Origin of the sequence: Serratia fonticola, from assembly GCF_001006005.1 — a bacterium.
GTDB lineage: Bacteria > Pseudomonadota > Gammaproteobacteria > Enterobacterales > Enterobacteriaceae > Chania > Chania fonticola.
The window spans coordinates 1,711,581-1,728,817 of record NZ_CP011254.1 but is presented as its reverse complement, the minus strand read 5'-3'; the positions used below and the strand labels follow the sequence as shown (position 1 = coordinate 1,728,817).

Annotated in this window: 13 protein-coding genes, 1 tRNA gene and 2 rRNA genes; 10 read left to right on the top strand and 6 right to left on the bottom strand. The window is 52.7% G+C overall.

Annotation, left to right across the window (positions count from 1 at the left end):
- The first annotated feature begins 87 nt into the window (after positions 1-87).
- The 3 genes from WN53_RS07640 (at position 88) to rrf (ending at position 3,537) form a co-directional block, all read left to right on the top strand.
- Positions 88-163: transfer RNA gene (locus WN53_RS07640), tRNA-Glu, on the top strand.
- A 242-nt stretch (positions 164-405) separates the two neighbouring features.
- Positions 406-3,313, top strand: a 23S ribosomal RNA gene (locus tag WN53_RS07635).
- A 108-nt stretch (positions 3,314-3,421) separates the two neighbouring features.
- Positions 3,422-3,537 (top strand): 5S ribosomal RNA (gene rrf / locus WN53_RS07630).
- Between the two features lie 278 nt (positions 3,538-3,815).
- Here rrf and mobB read toward each other — a convergent pair.
- Positions 3,816-4,337: a molybdopterin-guanine dinucleotide biosynthesis protein MobB gene (gene mobB / locus WN53_RS07625; protein ID WP_024482974.1), complete on the bottom strand. Its 522-nt coding sequence runs from the start codon at positions 4,335-4,337 to the stop codon at positions 3,816-3,818.
- Positions 4,334-4,924 carry a molybdenum cofactor guanylyltransferase MobA gene (gene mobA, locus WN53_RS07620; RefSeq protein ID WP_024482973.1) on the bottom strand — a complete coding sequence of 197 codons (591 nt, stop codon included), beginning with the start codon at positions 4,922-4,924 and terminating at the stop codon, positions 4,334-4,336. The genes mobB and mobA overlap by 4 nt, the downstream gene beginning before the upstream one ends.
- A 151-nt stretch (positions 4,925-5,075) precedes the next feature.
- Here mobA and WN53_RS07615 point away from each other — a divergent pair, with 151 nt between their 5' ends.
- From WN53_RS07615 to dsbA, 3 genes are all read left to right on the top strand, one after another.
- Entirely contained in the window at positions 5,076-5,345 is a 270-nt protein-coding gene (locus WN53_RS07615) for a YihD family protein (protein ID WP_024482972.1), read from the top strand.
- Positions 5,346-5,438: 93 nt separating this feature from the next.
- Positions 5,439-6,425 carry a serine/threonine protein kinase gene (locus WN53_RS07610; protein WP_024482971.1) on the top strand — a complete coding sequence of 329 codons (987 nt, stop codon included), beginning with the start codon at positions 5,439-5,441 and terminating at the stop codon, positions 6,423-6,425.
- A 29-nt stretch (positions 6,426-6,454) separates the two neighbouring features.
- Complete coding sequence (dsbA, locus tag WN53_RS07605; RefSeq protein ID WP_024482970.1) at positions 6,455-7,078, top strand: thiol:disulfide interchange protein DsbA; 624 nt, start codon at positions 6,455-6,457, stop codon at positions 7,076-7,078.
- A 49-nt stretch (positions 7,079-7,127) separates the two neighbouring features.
- On the opposite strand, the gene WN53_RS07600 is transcribed toward dsbA, so the two are convergent.
- A complete protein-coding gene (locus WN53_RS07600) occupies positions 7,128-8,015 on the bottom strand; it encodes an acyltransferase (RefSeq protein ID WP_024482969.1) in 888 nt (295 codons plus the stop codon).
- Between the two features lie 502 nt (positions 8,016-8,517).
- On the opposite strand from WN53_RS07600, the gene polA reads away from it, so the two are divergent.
- A complete protein-coding gene (polA, locus tag WN53_RS07595; RefSeq protein WP_024482968.1) occupies positions 8,518-11,313 on the top strand; it encodes a DNA polymerase I in 2,796 nt (931 codons plus the stop codon).
- Between the two features lie 201 nt (positions 11,314-11,514).
- Positions 11,515-11,562 (top strand): small protein SpfP, encoded by a 48-nt coding sequence (gene spfP, locus WN53_RS29200; RefSeq protein WP_071892919.1) that lies wholly within the window; start codon positions 11,515-11,517, stop codon positions 11,560-11,562.
- A 306-nt stretch (positions 11,563-11,868) separates the two neighbouring features.
- Here the strand turns inward: spfP and yihA are convergent, their stop codons facing one another.
- A complete protein-coding gene (gene yihA / locus WN53_RS07590; protein WP_024482967.1) occupies positions 11,869-12,516 on the bottom strand; it encodes a ribosome biogenesis GTP-binding protein YihA/YsxC in 648 nt (215 codons plus the stop codon).
- Positions 12,517-13,262: 746 nt separating this feature from the next.
- Here yihA and yihI point away from each other — a divergent pair.
- Both yihI and hemN read left to right on the top strand, forming a co-directional pair.
- Complete coding sequence (gene yihI / locus WN53_RS07580) at positions 13,263-13,811, top strand: Der GTPase-activating protein YihI (RefSeq protein WP_024482966.1); 549 nt, start codon at positions 13,263-13,265, stop codon at positions 13,809-13,811.
- A gap of 186 nt (positions 13,812-13,997) precedes the next feature.
- Positions 13,998-15,371, top strand: a complete 1,374-nt coding sequence (gene hemN, locus WN53_RS07575) for an oxygen-independent coproporphyrinogen III oxidase (RefSeq protein ID WP_024482965.1) — start codon at positions 13,998-14,000, stop codon at positions 15,369-15,371.
- Between the two features lie 48 nt (positions 15,372-15,419).
- On the opposite strand, the gene WN53_RS28590 is transcribed toward hemN, so the two are convergent.
- Both WN53_RS28590 and glnG read right to left on the bottom strand, forming a co-directional pair.
- The gene (locus WN53_RS28590) at positions 15,420-15,542 is read right to left on the bottom strand and encodes a YshB family small membrane protein (RefSeq protein WP_137751101.1); all 123 of its coding nucleotides are present in this window, start codon (positions 15,540-15,542) and stop codon (positions 15,420-15,422) included.
- 282 nt (positions 15,543-15,824) lie between these two features.
- Positions 15,825-17,237, bottom strand: coding sequence for a nitrogen regulation protein NR(I) (gene glnG / locus WN53_RS07570; protein ID WP_024482964.1), 1,413 nt, complete (start codon positions 17,235-17,237; stop codon positions 15,825-15,827).

Sequence of the window (17,237 nt, the reverse complement as noted above, 5' to 3'; positions counted from 1 at the left end):
GCAAAGCGCTACCTGTTGATGTAATGAGTCTTCTGGACTCATGCTGATACGAACCGATTAAGAAGTTTTATTTAATCGGATTTTCGTGTCCCCATCGTCTAGAGGCCTAGGACACTGCCCTTTCACGGCTGTAACAGGGGTTCGAATCCCCTTGGGGACGCCATCCGATAATGAGTGAAAGACATTATCACCGGTCATTCGTGACTGATTATCTTAAAGATGACTCTTGCGAGTCGTGTTTAAGATATTGCTCTTTAACAATCTGGAACAAGCTGAAAATTGAAACATGACAGCTGAAACTTATCCCTCCGTAGATGTATTGGGGTAAGGATTAACCTGTCATAGAGTCTCTCAAATAAACAGCACGACAGTGTCTCTGTTTACAGAAACACCTTCGGGTTGTGAGGTTAAGTGACTAAGCGTACACGGTGGATGCCTAGGCAGTCAGAGGCGATGAAGGGCGTGCTAATCTGCGAAAAGTGTCGGTAAGGTGATATGAACCGTTATAACCGGCAATACCCGAATGGGGAAACCCAGTGTGTTTCGACACACTATCGTATGGTGAATACATAGCCATACGAGGCGAACCGGGGGAACTGAAACATCTAAGTACCCCGAGGAAAAGAAATCAACCGAGATTCCCCTAGTAGCGGCGAGCGAACGGGGAACAGCCCAGAACCTGAATCAGTTCTTGTGTTAGTGGAAGCGTCTGGAAAGTCGCGCAGCAAAGGGTGATAGCCCCGTACACTAAAATGCATTAACTGTGAGTTCGATGAGTAGGGCGGGACACGTGACATCCTGTCTGAATATGGGGGGACCATCCTCCAAGGCTAAATACTCCTGACTGACCGATAGTGAACCAGTACCGTGAGGGAAAGGCGAAAAGAACCCCGGCGAGGGGAGTGAAATAGAACCTGAAACCGTGTACGTACAAGCAGTGGGAGCACCTTCGTGGTGTGACTGCGTACCTTTTGTATAATGGGTCAGCGACTTATATTTTGTAGCAAGGTTAACCGTATAGGGGAGCCGTAGGGAAACCGAGTCTTAACTGGGCGAATAGTTGCAAGGTATAGACCCGAAACCCGGTGATCTAGCCATGGGCAGGTTGAAGGTTGGGTAACACTAACTGGAGGACCGAACCGACTAATGTTGAAAAATTAGCGGATGACTTGTGGCTGGGGGTGAAAGGCCAATCAAACCGGGAGATAGCTGGTTCTCCCCGAAAGCTATTTAGGTAGCGCCTCGTGAACTCATCTTCGGGGGTAGAGCACTGTTTCGGCTAGGGGGCCATCCCGGCTTACCAAACCGATGCAAACTCCGAATACCGAAGAATGTTATCACGGGAGACACACGGCGGGTGCTAACGTCCGTCGTGAAGAGGGAAACAACCCAGACCGCCAGCTAAGGTCCCAAAGTCATGGTTAAGTGGGAAACGATGTGGGAAGGCATAGACAGCCAGGATGTTGGCTTAGAAGCAGCCATCATTTAAAGAAAGCGTAATAGCTCACTGGTCGAGTCGGCCTGCGCGGAAGATGTAACGGGGCTAAACCATGCACCGAAGCTGCGGCAGCGACGCTTAGGCGTTGTTGGGTAGGGGAGCGTTCTGTAAGCCGTTGAAGGTGAACTGTGAGGTTTGCTGGAGGTATCAGAAGTGCGAATGCTGACATAAGTAACGATAAAGCGGGTGAAAAACCCGCTCGCCGGAAGACCAAGGGTTCCTGTCCAACGTTAATCGGGGCAGGGTGAGTCGACCCCTAAGGCGAGGCCGAAAGGCGTAGTCGATGGGAAACAGGTTAATATTCCTGTACTCGGTGTTACTGCGAAGGGGGGACGGAGAAGGCTAGGCTAGCCGGGCGACGGTTGTCCCGGTTTAAGCGTGTAGGGGGGTGTTCCTGGTAAATCCGGAACGCTATCAACCCTGAGGCGTGATGACGATGCACTACGGTGCAGAAGTAGTTGATGCCCTGCTTCCAGGAAAAGCCTCTAAGCATCAGGTAACATCAAATCGTACCCCAAACCGACACAGGTGGTCAGGTAGAGAATACCAAGGCGCTTGAGAGAACTCGGGTGAAGGAACTAGGCAAAATGGTGCCGTAACTTCGGGAGAAGGCACGCTGGCGCGTAGGTGAAGAGACTTGCTCTCGGAGCTGAAGCCAGTCGCAGATACCAGCTGGCTGCAACTGTTTAATAAAAACACAGCACTGTGCAAACACGAAAGTGGACGTATACGGTGTGACGCCTGCCCGGTGCTGGAAGGTTAATTGATGGGGTCAGCCGCAAGGCGAAGCTCTTGATCGAAGCCCCAGTAAACGGCGGCCGTAACTATAACGGTCCTAAGGTAGCGAAATTCCTTGTCGGGTAAGTTCCGACCTGCACGAATGGCGTAATGATGGCCAGGCTGTCTCCACCCGAGACTCAGTGAAATTGAACTCGCTGTGAAGATGCAGTGTACCCGCGGCAAGACGGAAAGACCCCGTGAACCTTTACTATAGCTTGACACTGAACATTGAGCCTTGATGTGTAGGATAGGTGGGAGGCTTTGAAGTGTGGACGCCAGTCTGCATGGAGCCAACCTTGAAATACCACCCTTTAATGTTTGATGTTCTAACTCGGCCCCATAATCTGGGGTGAGGACAGTGTCTGGTGGGTAGTTTGACTGGGGCGGTCTCCTCCCAAAGAGTAACGGAGGAGCACGAAGGTTAGCTAATCACGGTCGGACATCGTGAGGTTAGTGCAAAGGCATAAGCTAGCTTGACTGCGAGAGTGACGGCTCGAGCAGGTACGAAAGTAGGTCTTAGTGATCCGGTGGTTCTGAATGGAAGGGCCATCGCTCAACGGATAAAAGGTACTCCGGGGATAACAGGCTGATACCGCCCAAGAGTTCATATCGACGGCGGTGTTTGGCACCTCGATGTCGGCTCATCACATCCTGGGGCTGAAGTAGGTCCCAAGGGTATGGCTGTTCGCCATTTAAAGTGGTACGCGAGCTGGGTTTAGAACGTCGTGAGACAGTTCGGTCCCTATCTGCCGTGGGCGTTGGAAGATTGAGAGGGGTTGCTCCTAGTACGAGAGGACCGGAGTGAACGCACCACTGGTGTTCGGGTTGTCATGCCAATGGCACTGCCCGGTAGCTAAGTGCGGAAAAGATAAGCGCTGAAAGCATCTAAGCGCGAAACTTGCCTCGAGATGAGTCTTCCCTGGGCCTTTAAGGCCCCTGAAGGAACGTTTAAGACTAAGACGTTGATAGGCTGGGTGTGTAAGTGCAGCGATGCATTGAGCTAACCAGTACTAATGATCCGTGAGGCTTAACCTTACAACACCCAAGGTGTTTTAGAGAGATTGAAGTAGATTTTCAGCGAAGTTCCGAGATTGGTTTCGATGGCGACACGAAAGTGAAGCGGTTGGAATGAAACAGAATTTGCCTGGCGGCAATAGCGCGGTGGTCCCACCTGACCCCATGCCGAACTCAGAAGTGAAACGCCGTAGCGCCGATGGTAGTGTGGGGTCTCCCCATGCGAGAGTAGGACACTGCCAGGCATCAATTAAGCCAAGAGGCCATCCACAAGGATGGCCTTTTTGCTATGCGCAGAAAACAGGAAATAACAGTGAAAACCCCTCACCCCAGCCCTCTCCCAGAGTACCCACCGAGAACACCCTGAACACTTGTGTAGGGGGAGAGGGAGCTGTCCGGTTTCGTGGATAAGCCCGTGCAGATTCGACAGTGGTGAGTAATAAGAAATTTGAAGTATTACACAGAGAAACCAGCGGACTCGATCGGTTCCCTCTCCCTGTGGGAGAGGGTTAGGGTGAGGGGACTATGCCTTTGTCTGCTTTAGCCACTGAACGATAAACCCAGCGATCGTTTCAGGCTGGTTGATATCCAGTAACGGCGCAACACCTTCTATCTTCTTATCGCTGGCCACGGCAATAACGTGCTGATCCAACATGTCTGCAAGCGGTTTACCGACTTCCTCGCGATAGAGAACAATTTTGCTGATCGGCTCATGCTTGAACCCTTCCACCAGGATCAAATCCACCTTACTGTGATCGAATATGCTGGCTAGATACTGGAGATCTAAAGGCTGTTGCTCCGGTGTTTCGCTCATTAATGCCCAGCGCCGATCGCTGGCAACCAGCGTCTGGTCTGCACCGGCTTTGCGCAGTTCATAGCTGTCCTTACCCGGCGTATCTACATCCATATCATGATGGGTATGCTTGATCAGGCCAACGCGCACCTGCTGCTGTTTTAATAGCGGGATCAATTGCTTAAGCAGCGTGGTTTTACCTGTGCCGCTATAGGCGGCGATAGCCAGCAAGGGTGGCAATAACTCCGTCATTGATCGCCCCCCTTTTCCTGCTGCCACTGTTGGCAATCTTCCGGGGTATTCAAATTACGGAAGGCGTCTTGCTGCCCACTGAACACCACCTGTTGTGCACCGACAGCCGCCATGAACAGCATCAATTTGCGTTCCCCCCGGGCTAGATAACGGGTGAGTTCCTCTGCCAGACTGGTATGCAGTAAAGCGAAGGTAGGATGTTCACGCTCACCGTCGCTGGCATAGGAGGCCAAGGCATTGCCCTTATGCAGCCAAAGCTGTTCTACCAGGTTGAGAGGGAAGTCGGGTACGTCGCAGGGTGCGCAGACAATCCATGGTGTGCGGGCATAAGTGAGGCCTGCCAATATGCCGGCTAAAGGGCCGGGGTAATCTGCGGTCAGATCGCCGACGACCTCTAAACCGCTTTGCTGATAACATTGCTGATTGCGATTGGCACTGATGATCACCTGGCTCACTTGCGGTGTTAATCGGCCCAGTACGTGCTGGTACAGGGTTTTATCCCCCACTTGCACCAATCCTTTATCTTTCCCTCCCATGCGGGTAGAGCGCCCACCGGCCAGAATAACGCCGGTTATATTTGCATGCATAGTCATCATCCAACCCCTCTCCAATGTCCTGATTGTAGCGCTAAACCTGCTCAGACATCATGATTTACCTTTATTGACACGCTGGTTCTTTCACTACGTAGTCAAGCCTGATACTTTGTGGGTTTATCACTTCACTGGATGATATTTTGATATGAAAACGCATCGCGTAAACGAACTGATTGAGCTTTTGCAGCCGGCCTGGCAGCAGGATCCCGATCTCAACCTGATTCAGTTTCTGCAAAAGCTGGCGCAGGAAGCGGGTTTTCAGGGTGAGTTAGGCGATCTGAGCGATGACATCTTGATCTATCACCTGAAAATGCGCGGCAGTGCGGGCACAGAACAGATCCCAGGCTTGAAGAAAGACTACGAAGACGATTTTAAAACGGCGCTGCTGCGTGCCCGTGGCGTGATAAAAGATTAGCATTCATACGGTGCGGTCATCAGTGGCGGTGATTAGTGCTACTCATTCTTATTCTTGGCACGCTGTTGTCATCTGGCGAACTGAACGGTTGTTATGAACAACTCTGCATTTAATTTTGAAACCCTTTCTCCCGATCTGATTATGGATGCGCTGGAAGGGATAGGTTTGCGTGTTGATTCTGGGCTGACGGCGCTCAACAGCTATGAAAACCGCGTTTACCAGTTTATGGATGAAGATCGTCAGCGTTACGTGGTGAAATTTTATCGCCCAGAACGCTGGAGTGCAGAGCAAATCGGTGAAGAGCATCGGTTCGCGCTGGATTTATCGCACAACGAAATCCCGGCGGTCGCGCCACTGGTATTACAGGGAAATACGCTGCACACCCATGCAGGCTTTTTCTTTACCGTATTTCCGAGCGTCGGTGGCCGCCAGTATGAGATCGATAATCTGGAACAGCTGGAGTGGGTCGGGCGTTTTCTTGGCCGTATCCACCAGGTGGGTAGCGAAAGCCTGTTTACCGAGCGGCCGACCATTGGCATTGAAGAGTATCTCACGGAGCCACGGCAGGTTCTGGCCAGCTGTGATTTAGTCCCCAAGGCCCAGCGCGAGATTTTCCTGCGGGCTACGGATACGCTGATTGACGCTATCAAACCGCACTGGCAGCTGGATTGGCAACCGCTGCGTTTGCATGGCGACTGCCACCCAGGCAATATCTTGTGGCGTGATGGTCCGCTGTTCGTCGATCTTGACGATGCACGCAACGGGCCAGCAATACAGGATTTGTGGATGTTGTTACATGGCGAACGTCGCGATCGGCTGATGCAGCTGGATATCCTGCTGGAGGCCTATGGCGAATTTGCCGAATTTGATCAGCGCGAGCTGGCGTTGATCGAACCCTTGCGGGCCATGCGCATGGTGTATTACCTGGCATGGGTAGCACGCCGTTGGCAGGATCCCGCGTTTCCAAAAAGTTTCCCGTGGATGGCGGAGTCTGATTTCTGGTTATCTCAGACTGCGGCATTTACTGAACAGGTTAAGCTGTTGCAGGAACCTCCTCTGCAGCTCATGCCAATGTATTGAAGCGTTAACATAATGGAGAGTTTAGTGTTATGAAAAAAATTTGGTTGGCACTCGTTGGTATGGTGATGGCATTCAGTGCCTCCGCTGCGCAATTCAGTGACGGTACGCAATACATCACTTTGGATAAGCCGGTAACTGGCGAACCACAGGTGCTGGAATTCTTCTCTTTCTACTGCCCGCACTGCTACCAGTTTGAAGAGACTTACCATATCTCTGATGCGGTAAAAAAAGCGCTGCCTGAAGGCACCAAGATGACCAAGTACCATGTGGAATTCCTGGGGCCATTGGGTAAGCAATTAACTCAAGCTTGGGCAGTTGCCATGGCTCTGGGTGTAGAAGACAAAATTACTCAGCCAATGTTTGAAGCGATTCAGAAAACTCAAACCGTGCAAACGCCTGACGATATCCGCAAGGTATTCGTCAATGCTGGCGTAGCAGGTGAAGACTATGACGCGGCTTTAAACAGCTTCGTGGTGAAATCTCTGGTGGCTCAGCAAGAGAAAGCAGCAGAAGATTTGCAACTGCGTGGTGTGCCAGCGGTATTTGTTAACGGCAAATACATGGTGAAAAATGATGGCCTGGATACCAGCAGCATGGACGTTTACGTCAAGCAATTTGCTGATGTCGTTAAGTTCCTGACCGAACAAAAGTAACCCGTAGCAAGAAATCAACGCCGGTTAACCCGGCGTTTTTTTTAACTTATTAACGCTTGAGCCTGTCAAGCAAACCATCTTTTTCCTGCCACAACGTATTCAGCCAAATCTGGAATTTACGTTTAAACAGTTTGTCATTGAAGTAATCCCCATGCAGCGATCCATCAATCGGCAGGCATTCAATCCTGACGACAACCCTTTGCAAACGGCCACACAACATATCCCTAAAGGGATGTTCACGGTTATCCGGATAGCATAAGGTGACATTCAGGATCTTATCAAATTGCTGACCAAGCGCGCTAAGCGTAAAGGCGATCCCGGCAGCTTTGGGGGCGAGCAAATTGCGATAGGGTGAGCGGCTTTTAATTTTCTTGGCCTCGGTGAAACGAGAGCCCTCAACGAAATTGACGATGGTGGTCGGGCGCAGGCGAAACTTCTCGCAGGAACGCCGTGTGGTTTCGATATCCTGCCCGCTTTTCTCCGGATGTCTGTGCAGGTAGGCCCGCGAGTAGCGCTTCATAAAGGGCATATCCAGCGCCCAGCAGGCAAGGCCGACGAAGGGGATCCAGGCCAGTTGCTGTTTCAGGAAGTACTTATTCATAGGTATATGGTGACGGAATAACACACACAGCACCACAATGTCCGACCAACTTTCATGGTTGCTGATCAGCAAATACCAATTCTTTTTCTCCAGCCCGTGCAGCCCTTGAATATCCCATTGCAAGCGGGGGTTAATTCGTAACAATACCGCCAGGCATTGGCACCAGCACCACATCATCAGGTCAGCAAAGGCTGAAATGTATCGCCAAACCGCGGGTATGGGGATCAAAAGCTTAATGATACCGGCCAAAACAATGGGAATGGAGCACAGCATCGTTACGCCAATGGCAAGCAGCGCAGAAAAGATAAAAATAACAGGGGCTAGCAACTTTGGCATGGGTTTAGTGCTGACGGTTGAAGGAAACATAGTTAGATACGTCAGTACGTACCAACAAAAAAATATTTTAACAGAATCCCGGCCAAGAATATGCGGCTAAAAGTAAGCGATCTTAACCGGGTAGAAATTGCCAGTTGTTTGCCGTTGGCGTGCAGATTTTCAATCTTGTGCTATGGTCATTGAGGTGCCTAAATTGATTAAACGTGCGATTAAACTCCGGCCCCAGTTATATCCACAAATTACCGAAAACACGATAAATAGTAAAATCGCCCACTCCCTCTTTCAACAGTGTGATTTATCTAGGAATTTTATTTCCCATTATAACGATATTATCTTCGTTATAATTCAGTTGCTAAACTATGCACAAAGTTATCCACAGGCAGGATCTTGCGGATCGCTTCACAGGATCTCATCTAATTTGGCCATATTGCACGCTAAGGTTCGTCACCAGCGGCTAGCTATGGCATGCTTACCCCAGTCCTTTTCACGAAAAAGAAACGTTATGGCCCAGATTGCAGAAAACCCATTAATCCTGGTGGATGGTTCCTCTTACCTTTACCGCGCCTACCATGCCTTCCCACCGCTGACAAACTCGGTCGGTGAGCCGACGGGAGCGATGTACGGTGTGCTGAACATGCTGCGCAGCCTGCTGCTGCAGTATACTCCCAGCCATGTGGCGGTGGTGTTTGATGCCAAAGGGAAGACCTTCCGTGACGAGCTGTTTGCCGAATATAAATCACATCGGCCACCGATGCCGGACGATTTGCGAGCGCAGATCGAACCGCTGCATCAGATGGTTAAAGCCATGGGCTTACCGCTGCTGGTTACACCCGGCGTAGAGGCTGATGACGTGATCGGCACCCTGGCGCTAGAGGCAGAAAAAGCGGGTCATGCCGTTTTGATCAGCACCGGCGACAAAGACATGGCTCAGTTGGTGACGCCGAATGTCACCCTGATCAATACCATGAACAACACCATTCTCGGCCCGCAGGAGGTCTGTGATAAATACGGCATCCCTCCTGAACTGATCATCGATTTCCTGGCGCTGATGGGGGATTCCTCAGATAACATCCCTGGCGTACCTGGGGTGGGTGAGAAAACGGCCCAGGCGCTGTTGCAAGGGTTAGGGGGCCTGGATCAGCTCTATGCCAATCTGGATAGCATTGCCACGCTAAGTTTCCGCGGTGCCAAGACCATGGCGGCCAAGCTGGAGCAGAATAAAGAGGTGGCCTACCTCTCTTACAAACTGGCGACGATCAAAACCGATGTTGAACTGGATCTGAAATGCAGTGAGCTGGAAGTGACCCCACCGGATGTCGATCAACTGCAGTCACTGTTTAAGCGCTACGAGTTCAAACGCTGGATGGCCGATGTTGAAGCGGGGACCTGGTTAGAAAACAAAGGGTCAGGCCGTAAGGCCAGCGCGGCGGCCAAGCCAGCCGCAACGGCAGAAGCACCAAGAGCTGCTGCAGAGCCTACCCTGTCGCAGGAAGGCTATGTCACCATTCTGGATGAGGAAACCTTCGCCGATTGGATGCAGCGCCTGAAACAGGCCGAAGTTTTCGCCTTCGATACCGAAACTGACGGCCTGGATACCCTGACGGCCAACCTGATCGGCCTGTCCTTCGCCATTGAGCCAGGCGTGGCGGCGTATCTGCCGGTTGCACACGATTATCTGGATGCTCCCCCACAGCTGGATCGTAACCACGTGCTGGCCACCCTGAAGCCGCTGCTGGAAGACGAGAAGGCGTTGAAGGTGGGGCAGAACCTGAAGTTTGATAAGAGCCTGCTGGCGCGCTATGACATCGATCTACGCGGTATCGCCTACGACACCATGCTGGAGTCCTACGTGCTCGACAGCGTCAGTGGCCGTCACGATATGGATAGCCTGGCCGATCGCTACCTGGGCCATAAAACCATTACCTTCGAAGAGATCGCGGGCAAAGGCAAAAAACAGTTAACCTTCAACCAGATCGCTCTTGAAGAGGCGGGCCCTTATGCGGCAGAAGATGCCGACGTTACGCTACAGCTGCATTTGGCGATGTGGCCGCAGTTGAAAGAGAGTGAAGGCCTGCTGACGGTATTCAATGAGATTGAAATGCCGCTGTTACCGGTGCTTTCCCATATCGAACGCACCGGGGTGCTGATCGATCCTAACATCCTCGCTGCTCACTCCATTGAGTTGACCAAGCGCCTTGGCGAGCTTGAAGTGCAGGCCCATGAACTGGCAGAAGAGCCGTTTAATCTGGCCTCGACCAAGCAATTGCAGGCCATTTTGTATGAAAAGCAAAAGCTGCCGGTGCTGAAAAAGACCCCTGGCGGTGCTCCTTCAACCAATGAGGAAGTGCTGGCCGAGTTGGCGCTGGATTATCCGTTGCCGAAAGTGATCCTGGAATACCGTGGCCTGGCGAAGCTGAAAACCACCTATACCGACAAACTGCCGTTGATGATCAACCCGGTAAGCGGGCGGGTGCATACTTCTTATCACCAGGCGGTCACCGCCACTGGTCGCCTGTCATCCAGCGATCCAAACCTGCAAAACATCCCGGTACGTAACGATGAAGGGCGCCGTATCCGTCAGGCATTTATTGCGCCTGAGGGCTACCGTATTGTCGCTGCGGACTATTCGCAGATTGAACTGCGCATCATGGCCCATTTATCGCAGGACGAAGGCTTGCTCAAGGCGTTTGCTGAAGGTAAGGACATACACCGGGCAACGGCGGCAGAAGTCTTTGGTCTGGCGTTGGAGAAGGTCACCAACGAACAGCGTCGCAGTGCCAAGGCGATTAACTTTGGCCTGATCTATGGCATGAGCGCATTCGGTTTGGCTCGCCAGTTGGGGATCCCGCGCGGCGAAGCGCAGCGTTATATGGATCTGTACTTCGAGCGCTACCCTGGCGTGTTGGAGTATATGGAACGCACCCGTCAGCAGGCTGCCGAGCAGGGCTACGTCAGCACGCTGGATGGCCGCCGGTTGTATCTGCCGGACGTTCGCTCCAGTAACGGTATGCGTCGCAAGGCGGCCGAGAGAGCGGCGATTAACGCCCCTATGCAGGGCACTGCTGCGGATATCATCAAACGTGCGATGATTGAGGTGGATGCCTGGCTGCAAGGGCCTGAGAAGCCTCTGGTGCGCATGATCATGCAGGTACACGATGAACTGGTGTTTGAAATCCACGAGTCGGCCATCGAAGAGGCCAGCCTGCGCATTCATGAGTTGATGGAAAACAGCATGCAGTTGGCTGTTCCGCTGCGGGTGGATATCGGCGTAGGTAAAAACTGGGATGAGGCTCACTGATTACCCTGGGTGATGTGTTATGGCTAGTTTTCGCTAACTGGCGAAAACCTAAGCATTTTTGGTAACTGAGCAACATCCTTCGGCGATTGTTTCGACTAAATTGGCGTTGTTAGTGCCCGGATCGTGTAAGTAAACTACAAAAAATTCTTTTGCAGCGTGAAAAAATGATGTAGAGTTACAGGCGTAGGGTACAGAGGTAAGATGTTCTATCTTTCAGACCTTTTACTTCACGTAATCGGATTTGGCTGAATATTTAGCCGCCCCAGTCAGTATTGACTGGGGCGTTTTTTATTGTAAAAACAACGTCAAAACCATCGATTTTAGTTATCCTCACCTTTCTCTCTCCCGCCGTTCCCTTGGCTGATTTATCTGCATTTATCTCCTGACAGCGCAACATCTGCCATAAGTTTTTGTGATGGTTTTTAGTCAAAATTGTAATTAGATAACGAAATGTGGCCTCGTGCGGTGTGATATCGGGCGTAAAAAAGCCGATGTCTCAGCATCGGCTCATTGGGCGTAGCATGCGGCGCCCCTACGAAATACCCGCAGCGGGTATCATTCCCCGCCGATATCGTCTTCCGGCAGCACTTCCGGTGGGATCTCGTTAAACCAGGTATTCAACTTCTGGCTCAGTTTATCGACACCGATCTTTTTCGGTGACGAGAAGGCTTCTACCTGAATGTCACCCATAAATGGCAGCACGGCCTCACGCACCATATTGAGCTGCGCCTTGCGAGCACCAGAGGCCAGCTTATCGGCCTTGGTCAGCAGGACCAGCACTGGCGTGCCAACGTCGACGGCCCACTGGATCATCTGTTGGTCCAGGTCTTTAAGCGGATGACGGATATCCATCAGCACCACCAGGCCTTTCAGGCAGTTACGCATTTGCAGGTATTCACCCAGCGCTCGCTGCCATTTCTTCTTCATCTCTTCCGGCACTTCGGCATAGCCATAGCCTGGCAGGTCAACCAGGCGAATGCCTTCTTCGACCTCGAACAGGTTAATCAGCTGGGTACGCCCCGGCGTTTTACTGGTACGTGCCAGGCCTTTCTGATTGGTCAGGGTATTCAGTGCGCTGGACTTCCCGGCGTTGGAGCGGCCGGCGAACGCAACTTCAATACCTTCATCCCCCGGCAGGTGGCGAATATCGGGCGCACTGGTGACGAAATGGGTCACATGGTAATTGTAGTTCTTGCTGGTCAAAATTTTTCGTCTCCGTGAGGATGGCTATCTGGTGGGCGATTATAACTGCATCAGCGCTAAAAGGGTGTGTTTCTCGGTTTTTAAGCGTTTTAACCACAGAGTCTTTGTGGCAAAAGGTCGCCTGCCGTGTGAGACATTGACCATTCGAATTGGGGGTAATGTCGCTTTATTCGAAAGCTGTAAATATTTTATTTGTTATAAAACAGTATGTTGTAATTTCGTTAAGTAAAAGATCGCCGTAAGCCGCCTGTAGGTATCTTGAGCACATCCCATAAAAGCGTAAAGTAGGTTGCAAGGCAGGAGGCCAAGGAAACAGGAACATCCAGGAAGGGTGAAAAATCTCAGGGAATGCACAGGCAGTGTAATGAGTACCAGGATGATGGCAGATGGAATTGAAACTATTGGTGCCGGAGCGCACGAATAGTACACGGATGATGAAGTGACTGCAATCAGGACGCCCGCGGGAAGCGCACTCAGGAAGAGTGGAAGCGAACGGATCGCAGCACGGATGATTTTTTCTTTCAGGATGAAAGACGTAGTAGCAGGGAGCGCGGTTATCGCAGATGGAAAAACCGGGATGTTGAGTGTGCGCATGGAGCGCGGAGCAGGAATATCCTTCGAGTGAAGGTGCGAAATAGGCGGCAGGTTTTAACCTGCCGCCTTTTTTCTTTGTCTGCTTTCTGCTAGATTCCGCCGCAACCGTATAGCAATTCTATACTGGATCTACATACCTAAGAGTAAAAGCCATGAACCAGCCATCAAAAGCACCTCGCGGCCCACGCAGCAGCGCGGCGACGTCAAAAAGTAAAAAGAAAAGTCGTGTGGAGCTCGATCAGGAAGCGCGCGAGCGCAAGCGTCTGAAAAAGCGCCGTGGCCTGGCTTCCGGTTCACGTACCCAGGTTGAGTCTGCCAACCAGAAAAATAAAACCGGTGCGCAACCCAAAGATCCTCGTCTCGGCAGTAAAGTGCCGGTTGCGCTGGTGGTTGACGCTAAAGTGAAGGCGACCAAGCCGCAGCCAAAACCGAAGGCAGAAAAACCGCGCCTCACGCCAGAAGAAGAACTGACCAAGCTGGAAAACGATGAGCGTCTGGATGCCTTGCTGGATCGCCTGGATGAGGGCGCCAAGCTGAGCGCGGAAGATCAGGCTTACGTCGATCAAACCCTGGATCGTATCGATGCGCTGATGGAGCAGTTAGGCATCGAACTGGGTGATGAAGACGACGAAGAGCCGGAAGAGAAGCAGGAAGACATTCTGAAACTGCTGAAAGGCGGTAACCCGAAAGACGTATTTTAAGCGGTTATGTGGCTGATCCCGGCAATAGCCCTACTGTTGACATGTTATCTACTGTGGTTATTCGGTAAACTGTGGCGGCTGTCGAAGCGCAAAACGCGTTTTCGCAGCGCTTCCGCGGCCAGACAGCGTAGACAACTGCCCATTTCCCGGCCCGGTAGGAAAAAATATCGGAAGGAGTGAGCAAGCATGTCAGAACAGACCATTGTCTGGGATTTGGCCCTGATCCAAAAATATAACTATTCAGGCCCGCGTTATACTTCATACCCCACCGCGCTGGAGTTTAACCAGGGCTACGACGAAGCTGCGTTCCAACGCGCGGCTACGCGCTACCCTGAGCGCCCACTGTCGCTGTATGTCCATATTCCCTTCTGTCATAAGCTCTGCTATTTCTGCGGCTGCAATAAGCTGGTCACACGCCAGACTCACAAGGCCGATGAATACCTGGCCGTGCTGGAGCGTGAAATCATCGCTCGTGCCCCCTTGTTTGCCGGCCGTAAGGTCAGCCAACTGCATTGGGGCGGCGGTACGCCAACCTATCTCGATAAGCAGCAAATCAGCCGCTTGGTCGCCATGCTACGCCAGCACTTTGATTTCCAGCCAGAAATGGAGATGTCGATCGAAGTTGACCCGCGTGAAATCGAGCTGGACGTGCTGGACCACCTGCGTGCCGAAGGCTTCAACCGCCTTAGCATGGGGGTGCAGGACTTCAATAAAGAAGTGCAGCGTCTGGTTAACCGCGAGCAGGATGAAGAGTTCATTTTTGCCCTGATCGCCCGGGCTAAAGCGCTAGGCTTCAACTCGACCAATATCGATCTGATTTACGGCCTGCCGAAGCAGACGCCAGAAAGTTTTGCCTTCACGCTGCAGCGGGTGGCGGAGCTGAATCCGGATCGCCTGAGCGTATTTAACTACGCTCATATGCCGAACCTGTTTGCTGCCCAACGTAAAATCAAGGACGCCGATCTACCTAGCGCCCAGCAGAAACTCGATATTCTGCAGCAAACCATCGCTTCGCTGACGGAGTCGGGCTATCAGTTTATCGGCATGGACCATTTTGCCCGGCCGAACGATGAGCTGGCCATTGCCCAGCGCGAAGGCAAGTTGCACCGCAATTTCCAGGGGTATACCACCCAAGGGGACAGCGATCTGCTGGGCCTAGGGGTTTCCGCCATCAGCATGCTGGGTGACAGCTACGCGCAGAACCAGAAAGAGCTGAAGGTGTATTACGCTAATGTGGAAGAGCAGGGGAACGCCCTGTGGCGTGGCCTGGCGATGACGGAAGATGACTGCCTGCGCCGTGATGTGATCAAGACGCTGATCTGTAATTTCCAGCTGGCTTATCAACCGATTGAGCAGCAATACGGTATTGCATTTGCGGATTACTTTGCCGCCGATCTGGAATTGCTGGCACCGTTCGAACGTGACGGGCTGGTGGAGCGCGATGAGCAAGGCATCCGCGTCACGCCTCGTGGGCGCTTGCTGATCCGCAATATCTGCATGTGCTTCGATATCTACCTGCGTAAACAGGCCCGCGCCCAACAGTTCTCCCGGGTTATCTGACGCGCAACACCACGGCGGATGTGTAGAGGCGCAGCGTGCTGTGCCCTGTTAACTGAAGAAATTTATCAGTGCGGCGCACAACACCGTGGCAACGGCCGCCTGCGGTGAATGGCTGACGGCAGAGCCGACGTCTGCGCCTTGGGTAAGAAAGACGATGAGTGTATCCAGCATCAAAAGCCTCCTGAGTTTGCGTTTCGATCATACTGCTGCCGCATATCCGGTAAAAGCCTTAAATCGCTGGTTTTTTGTGCGCTGGATTGTATTTTTAATCATCAATTTCCCCTTACCCCAACCCTCTCCCACAGGGAGAGGGAGCTGGTACGGAGTTGATATCAGGTATGGAGTTATTCTGTGGCACTTCTCAAGAACAATGTAGCAGTTGAGCGCAGGGGTAATTTGTAGCACGTTCGGTCCCCTCTCCCTTTGGGAGAGGGTTAGGGTGAGGGGTATTACTTACTCCATCCCTAATTCTTTCAGCTTACGGGTTAGGGTATTCCGGCCCCATCCCAGCAGCCGGGCAGCTTCCTGCTTGTGCCCCTGGGTATGCCGTAGCGCGGTAGTGAGCAAGGTGCGCTCCATTTCCGGCTGAGCTTCGGACAACAGGTTTTGATGACCGGAACGTAACGCGCGGTCGGCCCACTGTGCCAACAACGTGGCCCAACTGTCCGGTAAGCCGTGGCTACTGGCTTGCGGCGCGGCAGTTTCAAACAGTTCCGAGGGCAGATCCTGGATCAGCACTTCTTGTCCGGCGGCCATCACGGTCAGCCAGCGGCAGGTGTTTTCCAACTGGCGTACGTTGCCCGGCCACGGCAGGCGAGTGAGGGCGGTTTCGGTTTCCGGATGCAGGTTCTTCGCCTCCACACCCAACTCTTTCGCGGCCACCTGTAGGAAATAGCGCGCCAGGCGTGGAATATCCTCACGGCGTTCGCGCAGCGGCGGCAGATGTACGCGGATCACGTTCAGGCGGTGGAACAGATCCTCACGGAATTTGCCCTCCTGGACGCGCAACTCCAGGTTCTGGTGGGTAGCGGCAATGATACGCACGTCTACCTTCACCGGCGCATAGCCTCCCACGCGATAGAACTGGCCGTCCGCCAACACCCGCAGCAAGCGGGTTTGCACATCCAGCGGCATATCCCCGATTTCATCCAGGAACAGCGTGCCACCGTCGGCCTGTTCAAAACGGCCCTGGCGGATCTGATTAGCGCCGGTAAACGCCCCTTTCTCATGGCCGAACAGTTCAGATTCGATCAGGTCTTTGGGGATCGCGGCCATGTTCAGGGCGATAAATGGTGATTTGACGCGCGGGCTGTGGCGATGCAGCGCATGGGCAACCAGCTCTTTCCCTGTTCCCGACTCCCCGTTGATCAGCACGCTGATGGAGGAACGCGACAGGCGCCCAATAATGCGGAATACATCCTGCATCGCCGGGGCCTCACCAATAATATCGGCGACGGGATCGTTGGCGGGTTGGTTGCGAGCGGGTTGCTGCTGCTCTTGATAGTGGCTGATGGCACGCTCTACCAACGCGACGGCCTCATCAATATCAAAGGGTTTTGGCAGGTAATCGAACGCCCCTTGTTGATAGGCGCTAACCGCCGCGTCCAGATCCGAATGCGCCGTCATTATGATGACCGGGAGCATCGGGTGACGCTGTTTGATCTGCTTGAGCAGCGCCAGGCCATCCATACCCGGCATGCGGATATCTGACAGCAGCACGTCGGGAGTTTGCGTGGCCAATGCTTCCAACACGGCATTGCCGCTGTCGAAGGTGACGCTGTTCACCCCAGCTCCGGTGAGCGCACGTTCGAGCACCCAGCGGATGGAGCTATCGTCATCGACGATCCAGACTATCCCTCGTTGCAT

Bases quoted from the DNA above. Each gene is read 5' to 3' on its own strand.
- mobB (WP_024482974.1), bottom strand. From the start codon at position 4,337: ATGACGGAGTTATTGCCACCCTTGCTGGCTATCGCCGCCTATAGCGGC.
- mobA (WP_024482973.1), bottom strand. From the start codon at position 4,924: ATGCATGCAAATATAACCGGCGTTATTCTGGCCGGTGGGCGCTCTACC.
- WN53_RS07615 (WP_024482972.1), top strand. From the start codon at position 5,076: ATGAAAACGCATCGCGTAAACGAACTGATTGAGCTTTTGCAGCCGGCC.
- WN53_RS07610 (WP_024482971.1), top strand. From the start codon at position 5,439: ATGAACAACTCTGCATTTAATTTTGAAACCCTTTCTCCCGATCTGATT.
- dsbA (WP_024482970.1), top strand. From the start codon at position 6,455: ATGAAAAAAATTTGGTTGGCACTCGTTGGTATGGTGATGGCATTCAGT.
- WN53_RS07600 (WP_024482969.1), bottom strand. From the start codon at position 8,015: ATGCCAAAGTTGCTAGCCCCTGTTATTTTTATCTTTTCTGCGCTGCTT.
- polA (WP_024482968.1), top strand. From the start codon at position 8,518: ATGGCCCAGATTGCAGAAAACCCATTAATCCTGGTGGATGGTTCCTCT.
- yihI (WP_024482966.1), top strand. From the start codon at position 13,263: ATGAACCAGCCATCAAAAGCACCTCGCGGCCCACGCAGCAGCGCGGCG.
- hemN (WP_024482965.1), top strand. From the start codon at position 13,998: ATGTCAGAACAGACCATTGTCTGGGATTTGGCCCTGATCCAAAAATAT.
- WN53_RS28590 (WP_137751101.1), bottom strand. From the start codon at position 15,542: ATGCTGGATACACTCATCGTCTTTCTTACCCAAGGCGCAGACGTCGGC.
- glnG (WP_024482964.1), bottom strand. From the start codon at position 17,237: ATGCAACGAGGGATAGTCTGGATCGTCGATGACGATAGCTCCATCCGC.